The organism is Streptomyces sp. NPDC087422 (assembly GCF_044744145.1).
Taxonomy (GTDB): domain Bacteria; phylum Actinomycetota; class Actinomycetes; order Streptomycetales; family Streptomycetaceae; genus Actinacidiphila.
Window position 1 is genome coordinate 128,462 of the sequence record NZ_JBIUXT010000001.1, and the last position, 18,015, is coordinate 146,476.

At 71.3% G+C, this 18,015-nt stretch carries 17 protein-coding genes; 6 read left to right on the top strand and 11 right to left on the bottom strand.

Going from position 1 to position 18,015, the window contains the following annotated elements:
• The first annotated feature begins 83 nt into the window (after positions 1-83).
• The 5 genes from tkt to pgl are packed head-to-tail and all read left to right on the top strand — an operon-like array spanning position 84 to position 6,689.
• A complete protein-coding gene (gene tkt / locus ACIO6U_RS00595) occupies positions 84-2,186 on the top strand; it encodes a transketolase (protein WP_401714632.1) in 2,103 nt (700 codons plus the stop codon).
• A 34-nt stretch (positions 2,187-2,220) separates the two neighbouring features.
• Positions 2,221-3,339 (top strand): transaldolase, encoded by a 1,119-nt coding sequence (gene tal / locus ACIO6U_RS00600; protein WP_355333874.1) that lies wholly within the window; start codon positions 2,221-2,223, stop codon positions 3,337-3,339.
• Positions 3,340-3,349: 10 nt separating this feature from the next.
• On the top strand, positions 3,350-4,879 hold the full coding sequence (gene zwf / locus ACIO6U_RS00605) for a glucose-6-phosphate dehydrogenase (RefSeq protein ID WP_401715787.1): 1,530 nt from the start codon (positions 3,350-3,352) through the stop codon (positions 4,877-4,879).
• Positions 4,876-5,913, top strand: a complete 1,038-nt coding sequence (gene opcA / locus ACIO6U_RS00610) for a glucose-6-phosphate dehydrogenase assembly protein OpcA (protein WP_355333876.1) — start codon at positions 4,876-4,878, stop codon at positions 5,911-5,913. Before zwf ends, opcA begins: the two co-directional genes overlap by 4 nt.
• Complete coding sequence (gene pgl / locus ACIO6U_RS00615; protein ID WP_401714635.1) at positions 5,910-6,689, top strand: 6-phosphogluconolactonase; 780 nt, start codon at positions 5,910-5,912, stop codon at positions 6,687-6,689. Before opcA ends, pgl begins: the two co-directional genes overlap by 4 nt.
• Positions 6,690-6,773: 84 nt before the next feature.
• On the opposite strand, the gene pgi is transcribed toward pgl, so the two are convergent.
• The 4 genes from pgi to ACIO6U_RS00635 all read right to left on the bottom strand — a co-directional run bounded on the left by pgi (position 6,774) and on the right by ACIO6U_RS00635 (position 10,757).
• Complete coding sequence (gene pgi / locus ACIO6U_RS00620; RefSeq protein ID WP_355333880.1) at positions 6,774-8,432, bottom strand: glucose-6-phosphate isomerase; 1,659 nt, start codon at positions 8,430-8,432, stop codon at positions 6,774-6,776.
• 75 nt (positions 8,433-8,507) lie between these two features.
• Positions 8,508-8,630 carry a hypothetical protein gene (locus ACIO6U_RS00625; RefSeq protein ID WP_401714637.1) on the bottom strand — a complete coding sequence of 41 codons (123 nt, stop codon included), beginning with the start codon at positions 8,628-8,630 and terminating at the stop codon, positions 8,508-8,510.
• A 94-nt stretch (positions 8,631-8,724) separates the two neighbouring features.
• Positions 8,725-9,489 (bottom strand): SIS domain-containing protein, encoded by a 765-nt coding sequence (locus ACIO6U_RS00630; protein ID WP_355333884.1) that lies wholly within the window; start codon positions 9,487-9,489, stop codon positions 8,725-8,727.
• A 230-nt stretch (positions 9,490-9,719) separates the two neighbouring features.
• Positions 9,720-10,757: a BadF/BadG/BcrA/BcrD ATPase family protein gene (locus ACIO6U_RS00635; protein ID WP_355333887.1), complete on the bottom strand. Its 1,038-nt coding sequence runs from the start codon at positions 10,755-10,757 to the stop codon at positions 9,720-9,722.
• 70 nt (positions 10,758-10,827) lie between these two features.
• On the opposite strand from ACIO6U_RS00635, the gene ACIO6U_RS00640 reads away from it, so the two are divergent.
• Entirely contained in the window at positions 10,828-11,694 is an 867-nt protein-coding gene (locus ACIO6U_RS00640; protein WP_188284199.1) for a MurR/RpiR family transcriptional regulator, read from the top strand.
• Positions 11,695-11,802: 108 nt separating this feature from the next.
• Here the strand turns inward: ACIO6U_RS00640 and ACIO6U_RS00645 are convergent, their stop codons facing one another.
• The 7 genes from ACIO6U_RS00645 to yvcK all read right to left on the bottom strand — a co-directional run bounded on the left by ACIO6U_RS00645 (position 11,803) and on the right by yvcK (position 18,014).
• Positions 11,803-12,138 (bottom strand): RNA polymerase-binding protein RbpA, encoded by a 336-nt coding sequence (locus tag ACIO6U_RS00645; RefSeq protein ID WP_073497103.1) that lies wholly within the window; start codon positions 12,136-12,138, stop codon positions 11,803-11,805.
• Between the two features lie 170 nt (positions 12,139-12,308).
• On the bottom strand, positions 12,309-12,545 hold the full coding sequence (gene secG, locus ACIO6U_RS00650) for a preprotein translocase subunit SecG (protein WP_355333892.1): 237 nt from the start codon (positions 12,543-12,545) through the stop codon (positions 12,309-12,311).
• A gap of 153 nt (positions 12,546-12,698) precedes the next feature.
• On the bottom strand, positions 12,699-13,484 hold the full coding sequence (gene tpiA, locus ACIO6U_RS00655) for a triose-phosphate isomerase (RefSeq protein ID WP_391044090.1): 786 nt from the start codon (positions 13,482-13,484) through the stop codon (positions 12,699-12,701).
• A 4-nt stretch (positions 13,485-13,488) separates the two neighbouring features.
• Entirely contained in the window at positions 13,489-14,712 is a 1,224-nt protein-coding gene (locus ACIO6U_RS00660; RefSeq protein ID WP_355333897.1) for a phosphoglycerate kinase, read from the bottom strand.
• Positions 14,713-14,855: 143 nt separating this feature from the next.
• The gene (gene gap, locus ACIO6U_RS00665) at positions 14,856-15,860 is read right to left on the bottom strand and encodes a type I glyceraldehyde-3-phosphate dehydrogenase (RefSeq protein ID WP_355333900.1); all 1,005 of its coding nucleotides are present in this window, start codon (positions 15,858-15,860) and stop codon (positions 14,856-14,858) included.
• Between the two features lie 181 nt (positions 15,861-16,041).
• Positions 16,042-17,019, bottom strand: a complete 978-nt coding sequence (whiA, locus tag ACIO6U_RS00670; RefSeq protein ID WP_188284204.1) for a DNA-binding protein WhiA — start codon at positions 17,017-17,019, stop codon at positions 16,042-16,044.
• Positions 17,010-18,014 carry a uridine diphosphate-N-acetylglucosamine-binding protein YvcK gene (gene yvcK / locus ACIO6U_RS00675; RefSeq protein ID WP_355333903.1) on the bottom strand — a complete coding sequence of 335 codons (1,005 nt, stop codon included), beginning with the start codon at positions 18,012-18,014 and terminating at the stop codon, positions 17,010-17,012. Before yvcK ends, whiA begins: the two co-directional genes overlap by 10 nt.
• Between the last annotated feature and the right edge of the window lies 1 nt (position 18,015).

Consider the following 18,015-nt stretch of genomic DNA (forward strand, 5'->3'; position numbering starts at 1 on the left):
AGGCTCGACAACGCCGGGTAGGCACCACGTCACCGGCGTTTTCAACATGTGGACAAGCATGTGGAGAGGAGCCCTGACCCAGGGTGAGCAAGCAGCCGACCACCACAGACCTCGAGTGGACCGATCTGGACCGGCGGGCCGTTGACACCGCCCGCGTCCTGGCCATGGATTCCGTGCAGAAGGTCGGCAACGGCCATCCCGGCACGGCGATGAGCCTGGCCCCGGCGGCCTATCTGCTGTTCCAGAAGGTCATGCGGCACGACCCGGCGGACGCCGACTGGGTCGGCCGGGACCGCTTCGTGCTCTCCGCGGGGCACTCCAGCATGACCCTCTACACGCAGCTCTACTTCGCCGGTTACGGCCTGGAGCTGGCCGATCTGGAGGCGCTGCGGACCTGGGGTTCGCAGACCCCCGGCCACCCGGAGTACGGCCACACCAGGGGCGTCGAGACGACGACGGGGCCGCTCGGCCAGGGCGTCGCGAACGCGGTCGGCATGGCGATGGCGTCCCGTTACGAGCGCGGCCTGTTCGACCCGGACGCGGCGGCCGGCACCTCGCCGTTCGACCACACCATCTGGGCCGTCGCCGGTGACGGCTGCCTCCAGGAGGGCATCTCCGCCGAGGCGTCCTCCATGGCCGGTCACCAGAAGCTCGGCAATCTCGTCCTGCTCTGGGACGACAATCACATCTCCATCGAGGGCGACACCGAGACCGCCGTCTCCGAGGACACCGTCAAGCGGTACGAGGCGTACGGCTGGCACGTCCAGCGCGTCACTCCGCTGGAGAACGGCGACCTCGACGTGCACGCCCTGCACGCCGCGATGCTCGCCGCGAAGGCCGAGACCGAGCGCCCGTCGTTCATCGCGGTCCGCTCGATCATCGGCTGGCCCGCGCCGAACAAGCAGAACACCGGCGCCGCGCACGGCTCGGCGCTCGGCGAGGACGAGGTGCGCGCCACCAAGGAGATCCTGGGCTTCGACCCGGACAAGCACTTCGACGTGGCCGAGGACGTCATCACGCACACGCGTGCGGTCGGCGACCGCGGCCGCGAGGCCAAGGCGGAGTGGGAGAAGTCCTTCGCCGCCTGGCGGACCGCCAACCCCGAGCACGCGGCGACGTACGACCGGATCGAGGCCGCCGAGCTGCCCGAGGGCTGGGAGCAGCACATCCCCGCCTTCGAGACCGGCTCCTCGCTCGCCACCCGCGCCGCGTCCGGCAAGGTCCTGGAGGCGCTGGGCCCGGTCATCCCCGAGCTGTGGGGCGGCTCCGCCGACCTCGCCGGGTCGAACAACACGACGATCGACAAGAATTCGTCGTTCCTGCCGACGGGCAACCCGCTGCCGGGCGCCGACCCGTACGGCCGTACCGTGCACTTCGGTATCCGTGAGCACTCGATGGCCGCCGAGATGAACGGCATCACGCTGCACGGCAACACCCGGGTCTACGGCGGCACCTTCCTGGTCTTCTCGGACTACATGCGCAACGCGGTCCGGCTGTCCGCGCTGATGCACCTGCCGGTGACGTACGTGTGGACGCACGACTCGGTCGGTGTCGGCGAGGACGGTCCGACGCACCAGCCGGTGGAGCACCTGGCGTCGCTGCGCGCGATCCCCGGTCTCAACGTGGTGCGGCCCGCCGACGCCAACGAGACGGCCGTCGTGTGGCGCGAGGTGCTCAAGCGCTGGACGAAGGTGTTCGGCAAGGGCGCGCCGCACGGCTTGGCGCTGACCCGGCAGGGCGTGCCCACGTACGAGCGCAACGAGGACGCGGCGCGCGGCGGTTATGTGATGTTCGACGCGACGGACGGCGACGGCGCGGCGACCGCGCCGCAGGTCGTCATCATCGGCACCGGTTCCGAGGTGCAGCTCGCGGTGGGCGCGCGTGAGCAGCTCCAGGCGGCCGGGGTGCCGACCCGCGTGGTGTCGATGCCGTGCGTGGAGTGGTTCGACGAGCAGGACCAGGAGTACCGCGACAGCGTGCTGCCCAAGGACGTGAAGGCGCGGGTGGCGGTCGAGGCCGGTATCGGTCTGACCTGGCACCGCTTCGTGGGTGACGCGGGACGCATCGTCAGCCTTGAGCACTTCGGTGCCTCGGCCGACGGCAAGGTGCTCTTCCGTGAGTTCGGGTTCACCGCGGACGCGGTGGCCGCCGCGGCCCGGGAATCACTCGACGCCGTTGATCGCTGACGCAGGTAAACGACAAGTAGGAGATGCAAATCCCATGACAGACGCACTCAAGCGCCTCTCCGACGAAGGCGTCGCGATCTGGCTGGACGACCTGTCGCGCAAGCGCATCACGTCCGGCAATCTGGCCGAACTCATCGACGAGCAGCATGTGGTGGGTGTCACCACCAACCCGTCGATCTTCCAGAAGGCGATCTCCCAGGGCGACGGCTACGACCAGCAGCTCGCCGACCTCGCCGCCCGCCGGCTGACGGTCGACGAGGCGATCCGCATGATCACCACCGCGGACGTCCGGGACGCGGCCGACATCCTGCGGCCGGTCTTCGACCGGACCGACGGCCAGGACGGCCGGGTCTCGATCGAGGTCGACCCGCGGCTGGCGAACAACACGAAGGCCACCGTCGCGGAGGCCAAGCAGCTCGCGTGGCTGGTCGACCGGCCGAACACGCTGATCAAGATCCCGGCGACGCCCGCGGGGCTGCCCGCGATCACCGAGGTGATCGGCAAGGGCATCAGCGTCAACGTCACGCTGATCTTCTCGCTGGAGCGCTACCGCGGTGTGATGGACGCGTACCTCTCCGGTCTGGAGAAGGCCAAGTCCGCCGGGCTCGACCTGTCGCTGATCCACTCGGTCGCCTCGTTCTTCGTGTCCCGCGTGGACACCGAGATCGACAAGCGGCTGGAGAAGCTGGGCACCGACGAGGCGAAGGCGCTCAAGGGCAAGGCGGCCGTCGCCAACGCGCGGCTGGCCTACGAGGCTTACGAGGAGGTCTTCTCCTCCGACCGCTGGCTGGCCCTGGAGAAGTCCGGCGCCAACAGGCAGCGCCCGCTGTGGGCCTCGACCGGCGTCAAGGACCCGGCCTACTCCGACACGCTGTACGTCACCGAGCTGGTCGCGCCGAACACGGTGAACACCATGCCGGAGGCCACGCTGGACGCCACCGCCGACCACGGCGAGATCACCGGCGACACCGTGACCGGCACGTACGCGCAGGCGAAGGCCGAGCTGGCCGCCGTGGCGGCGCTCGGCATCTCCTACGACGACGTCGTGCAGCTCCTGGAGGACGAGGGCGTCGAGAAGTTCGCGACGGCCTGGAACGAACTGCTGGCCTCCACCCAGGCGGAACTCGATCGGCTCGCTCCTTCGGAGGCCTGAGTTGTCCACGCTGACATCTTCGGAAGGCAACCCGCTGCGGGATCCGCTGGACCGGCGGCTGCCGCGGATCGCGGGCCCGTCCGGCCTGGTCATCTTCGGCGTGACGGGCGACCTGTCGCGCAAGAAGCTGATGCCGGCCGTGTACGACCTGGCCAACCGCGGTCTGCTGCCGCCGGGCTTCGCGCTGGTCGGCTTCGCCCGCCGCCAGTGGGAGAACGAGGACTTCGCCCAGGAGGTCCACGACGCGGTCAAGGAGCACGCGCGCACGCCCTTCCGTGAGGAGGTGTGGCAGCAGCTCGCCGAGGGCTGCCGCTTCGTGCAGGGCGACTTCGACGACGACACCGCCTTCGAGACGCTGAAGGCGACCATCGAGGAGCTGGACAAGGCGCGGGGCACGGGCGGCAACTTCGCCTTCTACCTGTCCGTACCGCCGAAGTTCTTCCCCAACGTGGTGCAGCAGCTCAAGAAGCACGGGCTGTCGGACGGCACCGGGGACTCCTGGCGGCGCGCGGTCATCGAGAAGCCGTTCGGCCACGACCTGGCGAGCGCGATGGACCTCAACCAGGTGGTGCACGAGGTCTTCCCGCCCAACGAGGTCTTCAGGATCGACCACTACCTGGGCAAGGAGACCGTCCAGAACATCCTGGCGCTGCGCTTCGCCAACACGATGTACGAGCCGATCTGGAACCGGTCGTACGTCGACCACGTCCAGATCACCATGGCCGAGGACATCGGCATCGGCGGCCGGGCCGGGTACTACGACGGCATCGGCGCCGCGCGCGACGTGATCCAGAACCACCTGCTGCAACTGCTGGCGCTGACCGCGATGGAGGAGCCCGGCTCCTTCCACCCGAAGGCGCTCACCGCGGAGAAGCTGAAGGTGCTCAGCGCGGTCGTCCTCCCCGAAGACCTCGGCAAGAACACCGTGCGCGGCCAGTACGCGCACGCCTGGCAGGGCGGCGAGGAGGTGCTCGGGTACCTGGAGGAGGACGGCATCGACCCCAAGTCCAAGACCGACACCTACGCGGCCGTGAAGCTGGAGATCAACAACCGGCGCTGGGCGGGTGTGCCGTTCTACCTGCGGACCGGCAAGCGGCTGGGCCGCCGCGTCACCGAGATCGCGGTGGTCTTCAAGCGGGCGCCGTATCTGCCGTTCGAGTCCGGGGCCACCGAGGAGCTGGGGCAGAACGCCCTGGTCATCCGGGTGCAGCCGGACGAGGGCGTGACGGTGCGGTTCGGTTCGAAGGTGCCCGGCACCTCGACCGAGGTCAGGGACGTGACGATGGACTTCGCGTACGGCGAGTCCTTCACCGAGTCCAGCCCGGAGGCGTACGAGCGGCTCATCCTCGATGTGCTGCTCGGTGACGCCAACCTCTTCCCGCGCCACCAGGAGGTCGAGATCTCCTGGACGATCCTCGACCCGATCGAGGAGTACTGGGACAAGCACGGCAAGCCCGCCCAGTACGCGTCCGGCACCTGGGGACCGGTCGAGGCGGACGAGATGCTCGCACGAGACGGCAGGAGCTGGCGTCGGCCATGAAGATCGATCTGACGGACACCACGTCCGCGAAAATCAACTCGGGTCTGATCCAGGCCCGGCGGGCGATCGGCACTCCCGCGGTCGGGATGGTGCTGACCCTGGTCATCGTCACCGACGAGGGCAGTGCCTACGACTCGCTCAAGGCCGCCACCGAGGCGTCCAAGGAGCACCCGTCGCGGATTCTGGTCGTCGTCAAGCGGCCGGGCCGTTCGCCGCGGGACCGGGCGAGCGCCCGGCTCGACGCGGAGGTGCTGGTCGGCTCCGAGGCGGGCACCGGCGAGACCGTGATGCTGCGGCTGCACGGCGAGCTGGCCAACCACGCCGAGTCGGTGGTGCTGCCGCTGCTGCTGCCCGACGCCCCCGTGGTCGTCTGGTGGCCGGACAACGCGCCGGACAACGCGGCGGAGGACCCGCTGGGTCGCCTCGCGCAGCGCCGGATCACGGACGCCGCGGCGGCCGAGGACCCGGTGGCGTCGCTCGGCGTCCGCGCGGCCAGTTACTCGCCCGGCGACACCGACCTGGCCTGGACCCGGATCACCCCGTGGCGTTCGATGCTCGCGGCGGCCCTGGACCAGAAGCACTCGAAGATCACCGACGCGATCGTCGACGGCGAGGCGTACAACCCGAGTACGGAACTGCTCGCGCTGTGGCTCGCGGACCGGCTGGGTGTGCCGGTGGAGCGCAGGGTCTCCGACGGCCCCGGCATCACCGCGGTGCGGCTGGCGACGGCCGACGGCGACATCTGCCTCGACCGGGCGGACGGCGCGCTGGCGGAGCTGGCGATGCCGGGTCAGCCGGACCGGCATGTGGCGCTCAAGCGGCGTGAGACCTCCGAGCTGATCGCGGAGGAGCTGCGCCGTCTGGACCCGGACGACATATACCGCTCCACCGTGCAGTTCGGGGTCAAGCACCTAGTCAACAACCCCGGCGGCGCGGAGACGGTGAGCCCGGACGGCACCGTCACGGCGAAGGACAAGACGCCCAGCGCCGCCAAGCGGGCCGCCGTGGCCAAGAAGGCGGAGAGCGCGAAGTGAGCACGCCACAGGTGGTCGTCCACCGGGACAAGGAGCTGATGGCGCAGGCCGCGGCGGCCCGGCTGATCACCAAGGTCGTGGACGCCCAGGCCGCCCGTGGCACCGCTTCGGTGGTGCTCACGGGCGGGCGCAACGGCAACGCGCTGCTCGCCGCCCTCGCCGCGTCCCCCGCGCGTGACGCGGTGGACTGGGCGCACCTGGACCTGTGGTGGGGCGACGAGCGGTTCGAGCCGGACGGCGACCCGGAGCGCAATGTCACGCAGGCCCGCGCGGAGTTGCTGGACGCGGTCCCGGTCGATCCGTCGCGGGTGCACGCCATGCCCGCCTCGGACGGGCCGTGCGCCGACGCCGACGAGGCGGCCGAGGCGTACGCGGCGGAGCTGGCCGCGGCGGCGGGTCCCGAGGACCGGCTGCGGGTGCCGGCCTTCGACGTGCTAATGCTGGGGGTGGGGCCCGACACGCATGTGGCGTCGCTCTTCCCCGAGCACCCCGCGGTGCGGGAGAGCGAGCGGACGGTCGTCGGTGTGCACGGCGCTCCGAAGCCGCCGCCGACCAGGATCTCGCTGACGCTGCCCGCGATCCGCGCAGCCCGCGAGGTGTGGCTGCTGGCGGCGGGCGAGGACAAGGCTTCGGCGGTGGCCCTGGCGCTGTCGTCCCCGGGTGAGTTGCAGGCGCCCGCCTCGGGCGCCTACGGGCGGTCCAGGACCCTGTGGCTGCTGGACCGGACCGCGGCGGCCAAGCTCCCGCCGCAGCTGTATCCGCCGGCCTCGTCGTAGGCCGTCCGAGCGGCCCTCGGCCTGGTCGCTCGCCACCGCGGCGGTTCACCGGATCTCCGGTGAACCGCCGCGGTGCGTGGTGGCTCAGCGACCGCGCAGCTCGCGGTACTTGGCGACCAGGGCCGTGGTGGAGGCGTCCAGGCCGGGGACGGCGGTGCCCTCGGCGAGGGCGGGCTCGACGCGCTTGGCGAGGACCTTGCCCAGCTCGACGCCCCACTGGTCGAAGGAGTCGATGTTCCAGACGGCGCCCTGGACGAACACCTTGTGCTCGTAGAGGGCGATGAGCTGGCCGAGGACGGACGGCGTCAGCTCGGTGGCCAGGATGGTGGTCGTGGGGTGGTTCCCGCGGAAGGTCTTGTGCGGGACCAGTTCCTCGGGCACGCCCTCGGCCCTGACCTCGTCCGGCGTCTTGCCGAAGGCCAGCGCCTGGGTCTGCGCGAAGAAGTTCGCCATCAGCAGGTCGTGCTGGGAGGCGAGCGGCCCGAGTTCGTCGACCGGGCGCGCGAAGCCGATGAAGTCCGCGGGGACGAGCTTGGTGCCCTGGTGCAGCAACTGGTAGTACGCGTGCTGCCCGTTGGTGCCCGGCGTGCCCCAGACGACCGGACCCGTCTGCCAGGTCACCGGGTTGCCCTGCCGGTCCACGGACTTGCCGTTGGACTCCATGTCGAGCTGCTGGAGGTAGGCGGTGAACTTGCTCAGGTAGTGGCTGTACGGCAGCACCGCGTGCGACTGCGCGTCGTGGAAACCGCCGTACCAGACGCCGAGCAGGCCGAGCAGCAGCGGGACGTTCTCCTCCGGCGGCGCGGTCCTGAAGTGCTCGTCGACCAGGTGGAATCCGGCCAGCATCTCGCGGAAGCGGTCGGGGCCGATGGCCAGCATCAAGGAGAGGCCGATGGCCGAGTCGTAGGAGTACCGGCCGCCGACCCAGTCCCAGAACTCGAACATGTTCTGGGTGTCGATGCCGAAGTCGGCGACCTTCTCCGCGTTGGTGGACAGCGCCACGAAGTGCTTGGCGACCGCGGACTCGTCGGCGCGCAGCTCGGTGAGCAGCCAGTCGCGGGCGGAGGTGGCGTTGGTGATGGTCTCGATGGTGGTGAAGGTCTTGGACGCGATGATGAACAGCGTCTCGGCCGCGTCCAGGTCGCGGACCGCCTCGTGCAGGTCGGCGCCGTCCACGTTGGACACGAAACGGACCGTCAGACCGCGGTCGGTGTAGGCGCGCAGCACCTCGTAGGCCATCGCGGGGCCGAGGTCGGAGCCGCCGATGCCGATGTTGACGACATTCCTGATCCGCTTGCCGGTGTGGCCGGTCCACTCCCCCGAGCGCACCCGGTCGCAGAAGACCTGCATCTTGTTGAGCACGGAGTGCACGGCGGGCACGACGTCCTGGCCGTCCAGCTCGATCACCGCGGAGCGCGGGGCGCGCAGAGCGGTGTGCAGGACCGCTCGGTCCTCGGTGACATTGATCCGCTCGCCGCGGAACATCGCGTCACGAAGCTCGAACACCCCGGTCGCGGCGGCCAGTTCGCGCAGCAGCCGGAGCGTCTCGTCCGTCACGAGCTGCTTGGAGTAGTCCAGGTGGAGGTCACCCACTTGGAGGGTGTAACGGCTGCCCCGCTCGGGGTCGGCCGCGAACAGATCCCGCAGGTGCGCGTCCGCCAGTTCCTCGCGGTGCTTGCCGAGCGCGTGCCATTCGGCACGCTGGTCGAGAGCCTTCGGGCCCTGCGCGTTCGTTTCGGACATCAGTCCACTTCTCCTCGTCCTCGCTGCACGCCCCACGCTAATTGATGACACGCCGGAACGAGACGAGGGCGGGCATCAGGAAGGCGTGCGGTTGGCGGCGCTGACCCGGCCGAGCAGGTCCACCGGGGTGCGTTCCTGGAGGAGCGTCACCTCACTGACGTTCCGCGCCGTGCCGAGAGCGCCGGATACGGCCGTCACGGTGACCGCGGCGGGCCGAGTCCGCCGCGCCGGGGCAGCGCGGCGGACTCGGCGAGCGCGGGCGGCTCGGTGGCGCGGGAGAAGTGGCGGCGGGTCAGAAACCGCCGCGGTGCAGGCGGCCCGCGTAGCGCTCCTCCAGGACGGCGTTGCGCTCGAAGCCGCCGGGCAGATTCGCGGAGATGTAGACCGGCGCCTCGTGCCCCTCGGCGGTGAGCAGGCCCACGCACTCGGCGACGACCATCTGGACCAGCAGGGCCGAGGTGATGGTGGAGACACCGCACAGCGCGCCGCCGTCGGGCAGCGGGAGCAGGGCGTCACCGGCGGGCGCGCAGTTGTCGAGGACGGCGTCGGCGATGTCCGCGAGCCGCTTGCCGCTGGGGTGCAGGGCGGGCACGGCGCGGGTGTGGGTCAGCGAGGTGAGGGCGACCAGCGGGTGCCCCGCCTCCTTGACCTGGAGGGCCATGTCCACCACGGAGTTGTTCACACCGGAGTTGGAGACGATCACGAACAGGTCCCGCGGGTGCGGCGTCGACAGGTCGTACAGCCGCCTGGCCAGGCCGGGGGAACGTTCCAGCAGCGGGTCGTCGAGCACCGAGCGGTCCTCGCCGCCGCGCAGCACGAGGTCGGCGAGGCCGATCCGGTTGGTGGGGATCAGGCCGCCCGCGCGGCCGACGATCTCCAGGACGGTGGCCTGGGAGTGGCCGGTGCCGAAGCCGTGGATCACACCGTCGGCGGCCACGCAGTCGGCGAAGAGCCGTCCCGCGGCGGCGACGGAGTCCTTGTTGGCCGCGATGGCGCGCTCGACGGCGGCGCGCCCCTCGTCGGCGAACCGGGCGGCGCTGAGCTGTGCGTCGGCCATGGCCGAGCCCCCTTGGTGGGTCGGGTGGTGAGATCGGTGGCCGGTTCGGCTCGATCAACCATCTTTGAGATGGTCCGATGAAACAATGAACCACCCTTCGCGCCGCCGTCAAGACACCCCGGCGCCGCCGCGACCCCGCGAGGAACCCGGCCTCACCACAGGAGACCCCTCGCCCCAGAGGGCCCCGCCCTCACACCAGCGGCCCCCGCCCTCACAGCAACAGCCCGCCCTCACAGCAACAGCCGTGCCAGCGCCGCCGCCCCCACTCCCCCGTTCGCCACCGGGAAGACCCGCAGCGCGAGCCCGTCGAGCCGGGCGACGACCCGGTCGAGCAGCGGGCCGCCGGGCCCGAGCAGTCCGCCGGTGAGCACCAGCGGCTCCCCCGGCCGCGGCTCCAGCGCCCGTACGGTCGCCACCAGCAAATCGGCCGCGCCGTCCAGCAGCCGCAGCGCCACCGCGTCGCCCTCGTCCGCCGCCTCCACCGCCTGCCTGCTGAGCTGCGCGAGCCGGGCCGGCGTCTGCTCGTACGCGCTGGTCACGATGGCCTCGCTGAGATCGGCGCGCGCCTCGCCGTCGGGCAGTGGCCGTTCCGCGCCGTCCAGGCGCCCGGTGCCGCCCAGCCGCTCGTACGCGCCCGGCGGCAGATAGTGCGCGGCGACCCTGGCGACCAGCGAGGTCCAGGGGCCGCGGCCGTCCAGCGCCTCCAGCGCCGCCCGCACCGCCCGGCCGCCGAGCCAGAAGCCGCTGCCCTCGTCGCCGAGCAGCCAGCCGTGGCCGTCCACGACCGCGGAGCGGCGTCTGCCGGTGAGCCGGGTGGCGATGGCGCCGGTGCCCGCGATCAGCACCAGGCCGTCGCCGGGCGCGCCGGGCGCGGAGGCCAGCGCGACCTCGGTGTCGCCGCCGACGCCGATCGCGGCGCCCGTGATGCCGTTGGCGGCCAGCGCGTCGGCCAGACAGGACAGCGCGAGGCCGTGGCCGCGCTCGGCGCCGAGCCCTTCCGCGGCGCCCGCGAAGCCGCCGTAGACCGCGGCGACCCGCCCCCGCAGGTCGGCCGGGACCGCCTGGGCGACCGCGTCCGTCAGGTGCCGGGTCAGTTCGGCCCGGCCGACGCTCAGCGCGTTGCCCGGCCCCCCGGTGCCGCGGCCGAGCACGACGACCTCCGCCGGGCCCCCGGCCGTCTCCGGCGCCGCCTCCGCCAGATACGCGCGGCTGCTGGTACCGCCCGCGTCGATGCCGATCACAAGCGGTCGGCTGTAGATTTCACTCATTGCCACGAATGGTGGTTGATAGATTCACCCGCAGGCAAGTCCTCAAGCCGTCCAGCCGAGACGAGTCACCATGATCACCGCGTTGATCCGCTCCGAACTGCCCCGGATGTCCGGTTCCCTGCGCAAGGTGGGCGAGCTGGTGCTGGCCGACCCGGTCGCGGCGACGCACGGCTCCGCGGCCGAGCTGGGTCGGCGCACGGGCACCTCGCAGGCCACCGTCACCCGCTTCTGCCGGGCGCTCGGCCTGGACTCGTACCAGCAGCTCCTGATCGAGCTGGCGCAGGAGCAGGGCCGCAGCGAGGCGGAGCCCCGTACGGCGGCGCTCGGGCCGCAGATCGGGCCCGAGGACGACCTGGAGCAGGTGATCGGGGTGGTCGCGGAGGCCGATCTGCGGGCACTGCGGCAGACCGCCGACCGGCTGGACCGCGAGGCACTGGAACGGGCCGCGCAGACGCTCGCGAAGGCCCGCCGGATCGACGTCTACGGCGTCGGCGGCTCGGGGATCGTGGCCAGGGAGACCGAGGCGCGGCTGTACGGCATCGGCTGCGCCGCGCACGCCTGGACCGAGGTGCACGCGGCGGAGACCTCCGCGGCCCTGCTGACGCCCTCCGACGCGGTGGTGGCCATCTCGCACTCGGGTGCCACCCGGGAGGTGCTGGAGCCGCTGCGGCTGGCCGCGGAGCGCGGCGCCGTCACCGTGGCCGTCACCGGCGACCCGCGCTCGCCGATCGCCCAGGCCGCCGACGTACGCCTCACGTCCACCTCGGGCGAAACCAGCTTCAGGCGCGGCAACTTCGGCACCCGCCACTCCGTACTGCTCATCGTGGACTGCCTGTACGCCCGCGTCGCGCAACTCACCTACGAACGGGCTACGGCCTCCATCGCGTTGACGGGCCATATCGCGGACGCGCACGCGGCCCGGCCGCGCCGCCGCTGAGACGCCCGCCGCGGAGCGTGCCGTGAAAACAGAAAGCCCTCGGTCGCCGGGCGGGCTCAGAGGTCTGAGCCCGCCCGGCAACCGAGGTCCGGGACTTCCCTGATCTCGCTAGATCTCGCCGCGGAGCTTCGCCAGCGCCTCGGCGAGGATCGCCTCGCCGTCGGCGGCGCTGCGCCGCTCCCGCACGTAGGCGAGGTGGGTCTTGTACGGCTCGGTACGCGGCGGCGCCGGCGGATTCTCCTCGTCCTGCCCCGCCGGGAAGCCGCAGCGTGGGCAGTCCCAGGTCTCCGGGATCTGCGCGTCGCTGGCGAAACTCGGCTGGGTCTCGTGCCCGTTCGAGCACCAGAAGGAGATGCGGAGGCGCGGCGCGGACTCGCCGCGCTCGGCCTCTCCCATCGGCCCCGCTCCGACCCGACTTCCACGGATCGCGTTGCCACTTGCCACGGTCGTAACTCCCTGCGTGATGGTGCTGCGAGGTCGCCAGTTTACGGAGACCTTACGTGCCGTCCAGTGGCAGGCGCTCGACCTGTCCCCCGAGGACGTCTCCCCATAGTAAGCCGGGGTGGCGACGAGGCGTCAGTTCTCCCTGGATGCGCGGGAGTCGAACGTCGGCCCTACTTCTGGAACTTCATCACCAGGCCAAGGGTGACAATGCAGGCGAACCACAGCAGACCGACCACGACGGTGATCCGGTCGAGGTTGCGCTCGGCCACCGAGGAGCCGCCGACGGAGGACTGCATGCCGCCGCCGAACATGTCCGAGAGGCCGCCGCCCTTCCCCTTGTGCATCAGCACGAGCAGCAGAAGCAGCAGGCTGAAAATGATGAGGGCGATGGAGAACCCGATGACCACGGCTGGACCAACTCTCTCGACTACATGACAACGGCGCGGGGCCGGACGGCGCGGTCACGCCGGTCCGGCCCCGACAGGGTACTTCCTGAGGGGCGTGTCAGCCCACTGCCCGGTGCCCCGGCTCACTGTCCGTGGCCGCGGGCCCCGGTTCCGTCACTGGTCGCGGAACCGGACGATCTTGACGAACTCCTCGGCGTCCAGTGCCGCGCCGCCCACCAGGGCGCCGTCCACGTCCGGCTGCGCCATGATCGCGGCGACGTTGCCGGACTTCACGGAGCCGCCGTACTGGATGCGCACGGCGTCCGCCAGCTCCTGGTCGTACAGCTCGGCCAGCCGCCCGCGGATCGCCCCGCAGACCTCCTGAGCGTCCTCGGGGGTGGCCACCTCGCCGGTGCCGATCGCCCAGACCGGCTCGTACGCGACCACGATCGTGGCGGCCTGCTCGGCGGGGATGTCCTTCAGGGCGCCGTCGAGCTGCGCGAGGGTGTGCGGGACCTGCTGGCCGGCCTTGCGGACGTCCAGGCCCTCGCCGACGCACAGGATCGGGGTGAGGCCGTTCCTGTAGGCGGCCTTCACCTTGGCGTTGACGACGGCCTCGTCCTCGCCGTGGTACTGGCGGCGCTCGGAGTGCCCGATCGCCACGTACGCGCACTTCAGCTTGGCCAGCATCGATCCGGAGATCTCGCCGGTGTACGCGCCGGAGTCGTGCGCGGACAGGTCCTGGGCGCCGTACTTGATCTTCAGCTTGTCGCCGTCGACCAGCGTCTGTACGGAGCGCAGGTCGGTGTACGGCACCAGGACGGCGACCTCGACCGCGTCGTAGTCCTTGTCGGTGAGTGCGAAGGCGAGCTTCTGGACGTGCGCGATGGCCTCGAGGTGGTTGAGGTTCATCTTCCAGTTGCCCGCCATCAGCGGGGTGCGGGTGCTCTGCTCGGTCATCTGCTCACTTCTCCAGTGCGGCAAGGCCGGGGAGCGTCTTGCCCTCGAGGTATTCCAGGCTCGCGCCGCCGCCGGTGGAAATATGGCCGAAAGCGTTCTCGTCGAAGCCGAGGATGCGGACGGCCGCGGCCGAGTCGCCGCCGCCGACCACGGTGAACGCGTCGGAGTCGATCAGCGCCTGGGCGACCGCGCGGGTGCCGTCGGCGTAGTCCGGGTGCTCGAAGACGCCCATCGGGCCGTTCCAGAAGATGGTGGCGGCGTCGGCGAGCTTGGCGGCGAAGAGCTTGCGGGACTCGGGGCCGATGTCCAGGCCGATCACGTCGGCGGGGATCGCGTCCACCGGCGCGTTGACCGGCGAGGACGGCGCCTTGGTCTTCAGGTCGGGGAACTCGGTGGCGCCGACGACGTCGACCGGCAGGACGAATTCCACGCCCTTGGCCTTGGCGCGCTCCAGGTACTCCTTGACCACGGGGATCTGGTCCTCCTGGAGCAGGCTCTTGCCGACCTCGTGGCCCTGGGCCTTGAGGAAGGTGAAGACCATGCCGCCGCCGACCAGGATGCGGTCGGCCTTGTCCAGCAGGTGGTCGATGACGCCGAGCTTGTCGGAGACCTTGGAGCCGCCGAGCACCACCGCGTAGGGGCGGGAGACGTCCTCGGTGAGCTTCTTCAGGACGCCGACCTCGGTGGCGATCAGTCCGCCCGCGGCGTGCGGGAGGCGGGCCGGGAGGTCGTACACCGAGGCGTGCTTGCGGTGCACCGCTCCGAAGCCGTCGCCGACGTAGGTGTCGGCCAGCTCCGCGAGCCGGTCGGCGAAGGCGCCGCGCTCGGCGTCGTCCTTGCTGGTCTCGCCCGCGTTGAAGCGCAGGTTCTCCAGCAGCGCGACCTGGCCGTCGGCCAGGCCCGCCACGGTGGCCGCGGCGCTCTCGCCGACGGTGTCGGCGGCGAACACCACCTCGTGACGGCCTTCGCCGAGCAGCTCGCCCAGGCGCGCGGCGACCGGCGCGAGCGAGAACTTCGGGTCGGGCTCGCCCTTGGGGCGGCCGAGGTGCGAGGCCACGATCACCTTGGCGCCCGCCTCGGCGAGCTTGGTGATGGTGGGGACGGCGGCGCGGATCCGGCCGTCGTCGGTGATGCGCTCCCCGTCGAGCGGGACGTTGAGGTCGGCGCGGACGAACACCCGCTTGCCGGCGATCCGCCCCTCGCTGATCAGGTCGTCGATCGTCTTCATCTGTACGGTCTCCTACGGGTACGGCTGCGGGTACTGACGGGTACGGGACTGCGGAGTGGGCAAGGGACAGGGCCCGGACCGGCGCTTCGTCGCACCCGTCCGGACCCTGTCGCTCACATCGCTGTGCGTCGGCCGCTACGGCGTCAGAGCTGGCCGCCGACGAAGACCGTGAGGTCCACGAGGCGGTTGGAGTAGCCCCACTCGTTGTCGTACCAGCCGATGACCTTGACCGTCTTGCCCTGGACCATGGTCAGGGAGGAGTCGAAGGTGCAGGAGGCCGGCCAGTTGACGATGTCCGAGGAGACGATCGGGTCCTCGGTGTACTCCAGCAGGCCCTTGAGCTGACCCTCGGACGCCTTCTGGAAGGCGGCGTTGACCTCGTCCTTGGTGACCTCGCGCTCGAGGTCGACGACCAGGTCGGTGACCGAGCCGGTGGGGACCGGGACGCGCATCGCGATGCCGTCCAGCTTGCCCGCCAGCTCGGGGATGACCAGCGCGGTGGCCTTCGCGGCACCCGTGGTGGTCGGGATGATGTTCTCCGCGGCGGCGCGGGCGCGGCGCAGGTCCTTGTGCGGGAAGTCCAGGATGCGCTGGTCGTTGGTGTACGCGTGGACCGTCGTCATCAGGCCCTTGACGATGCCGAAGTTCTCCAGCAGCACCTTCGCCATCGGCGCCACACAGTTCGTGGTGCACGAGGCGTTGGAGATGATGTGGTGGTTCGCGGCGTCGTACTTGTCCTGGTTGACGCCCATCACGATCGTGATGTCCTCGCCGGTGGCGGGCGCCGAGATGATGACCTTCTTGGCACCGCCCGCGATGTGCTTGCCCGCGTCGGCGGCCTTGGTGAAGATGCCGGTCGACTCGATGACGACGTCGACGCCCAGCTCGCCCCACGCGATGGCGGCGGGGTCGCGCTCGGCGAGCACCTTGATGGTCTTGCCGTCGACGGTGATGGAGTCCGCGGTGTGGGTGACCTCGGCCTTGAGGCGGCCGAGGATGGTGTCGTACTTCAGCAGGTGCGCCGTCGTCGCGGTGTCACCCAGGTCGTTGACAGCCACGATCTCGATGTCCGCACCCTGCTCCAAGGCGGCGCGGAAGAAGTTACGACCGATGCGGCCAAAGCCGTTGATGCCTACCCGGATCGTCACGAACCGATCTCCTCGCTCATTCGCCGGAGCCCTCTCCGGCTGCGAAATATGGGATGTCCCCGACCAGGGACGAGCCTACCCGGCCAGGGGCGCGGAGGTGACATCGGGCCGAGGCCCCTCCGCCTCCGCCCCGTCCGCCCGCCGCGCGCGTGCCGGCCGGGGCCTGTCCGGCGGACAGGCCCTAGCCGACCATCTCGTCGGTGAGGTTGGCGTCGGTGCCGGGCAGGCCGAGGTCCGAGGCGCGCTTGTCGGCCATGGCCAGCAGGCGGCGGATCCGGCCGGCGACCGCGTCCTTGGTCAGCGGCGGCTCGGCGAGGGAGCCCAGCTCCTCCAGGGATGCCTGCTTGTGGTCCATGCGCAGGCGCCCGGCCGCGGCGAGGTGTTCCGGTACGTCGTCGCCGAGGATCTCCAGCGCGCGCTGCACACGGGCTCCGGCGGCGACGGCGGCGCGGGCCGACCTGCGCAGGTTGGCGTCGTCGAAGTTGGCGAGCCGGTTGGCGGTGGCCCGGACCTCGCGGCGCATGCGGCGCTCTTCCCAGGCGAGCACCGAGTCGTGGGCGCCGAGCCGGGTCAGCAGCGCGCCGATCGCGTCGCCGTCCCGTACCACCACGCGGTCCACATTGCGGACCTCGCGGGCCTTGGCGGGGATCTGGAGCCGGCGGGCGGCGCCGACCAGGGCCAGGGCGGCCTCGGGCCCCGGGCAGGTGACCTCCAGCGACGAGGAGCGGCCGGGCTCGGTGAGCGAGCCGTGCGCGAGGAAGGCACCGCGCCAGGCGGCCTCCGCGTCGCAGGTGGCGCCGGAGACGACCTGCGGGGGCAGGCCGCGGATCGGCCGGCCGCGGCCGTCCACCAGGCCGGTCTGCCGGGCGAGCTGGTCGCCGCCCGCCACCACGCGCACCACGTACCTGCTGCCCCTGCGCAGCCCGCCGGGCGCCATCACCACCAGGTCGGAGGAGTGCCCGAAGATCTCCAGGATGTCCTTGCGCAGCCGCCTGGCCGCGATCCCGGTGTCCAGCTCCGCCTCGATCACGATCCGGCCGCTCACCAGGTGGAGGCCGCCGGCGAACCGCAGGATCGACGAGACCTCCGCCTTCCGGCAGCAGGTCCGGGTGACGGGAAGCCGGGAGATCTCATCCTTCACCGCTGCCGTCATCGCCATGGGCCGATCCTTCCACGCATACGAAAAATCCTGTCATACGCGGCGGCCAACAGCTCCGGGTCGTGCCGCGGCCCGTCGGGGGCGGCGACCGGTGCCAGCTCGACCGTGCCGCCCAACCGCTGTGCGGCCTCGGAGAGGCTGTCACGGTCGGGTACGGCGGCCTCGTCGGCGAGAACCACGTCGATGGTGAGTTTAGGGGCGTGTCGGGCCAAAACCTCCAAGTGACGCTGCGGAGAAAATCCGTCGGTCTCACCTGGTTGCGGCGCGAGGTTCAGCGTGAGGACCCGGCGCGCCCTGGTCGTCATGAGGGCGTCGACCAGCTCGGGGACGAGCAGATGCGGGATCACCGAGGAGAACCAGGAGCCGGGGCCGAGCACCACCCAGTCCGCGTCGAGGACCGCCTGCACGGCCTCGGGAACGGCGGGCGGATCGGCCGGGACGACCTGCACTTCCTGCACCTCACCGGGGGTGAGGGCGACCGTGGCCTGGCCGCGGACGGTGCTGATCTCGTCGGGCCTGTCGGGGTCGTGGCCGCGGACGATGGCGTGCAGGTCGAGCGGGACCGCGGACATCGGCAGCACCCTGCCGTGGGCGCCCAGCAGCCGCCCGACCCACTCCAGCGCGGCGACCTCGTCGTTGAGCTGTTCCCACAGCGCGACGATCAGCAGATTGCCGACCGCGTGCCCGTGCAGATCACCCTCGCTGGTGAAGCGGTGCTGGACCACTCGGGCCCATGTGCGCCCCCATTCGTCGTCCCCGCAGAGCGCGGCGAGCGCCTTGCGGAGGTCTCCCGGCGGCAGTACGCCCATCTCCTGGCGGAGTCTGCCGCTGGAGCCGCCGTCGTCCGCGACGGTGACCACCGCGGTCAGATCGCCGGTGATCCGGCGCAGTGCGGCGAGGGAGGCGGCCAGGCCGTGTCCCCCGCCGAGGGCGACCACCTTGGGCGGCACCCCGGCGCGGCGGCCCGTACCCCGGCGCCGCCGCCGACCCGTCATG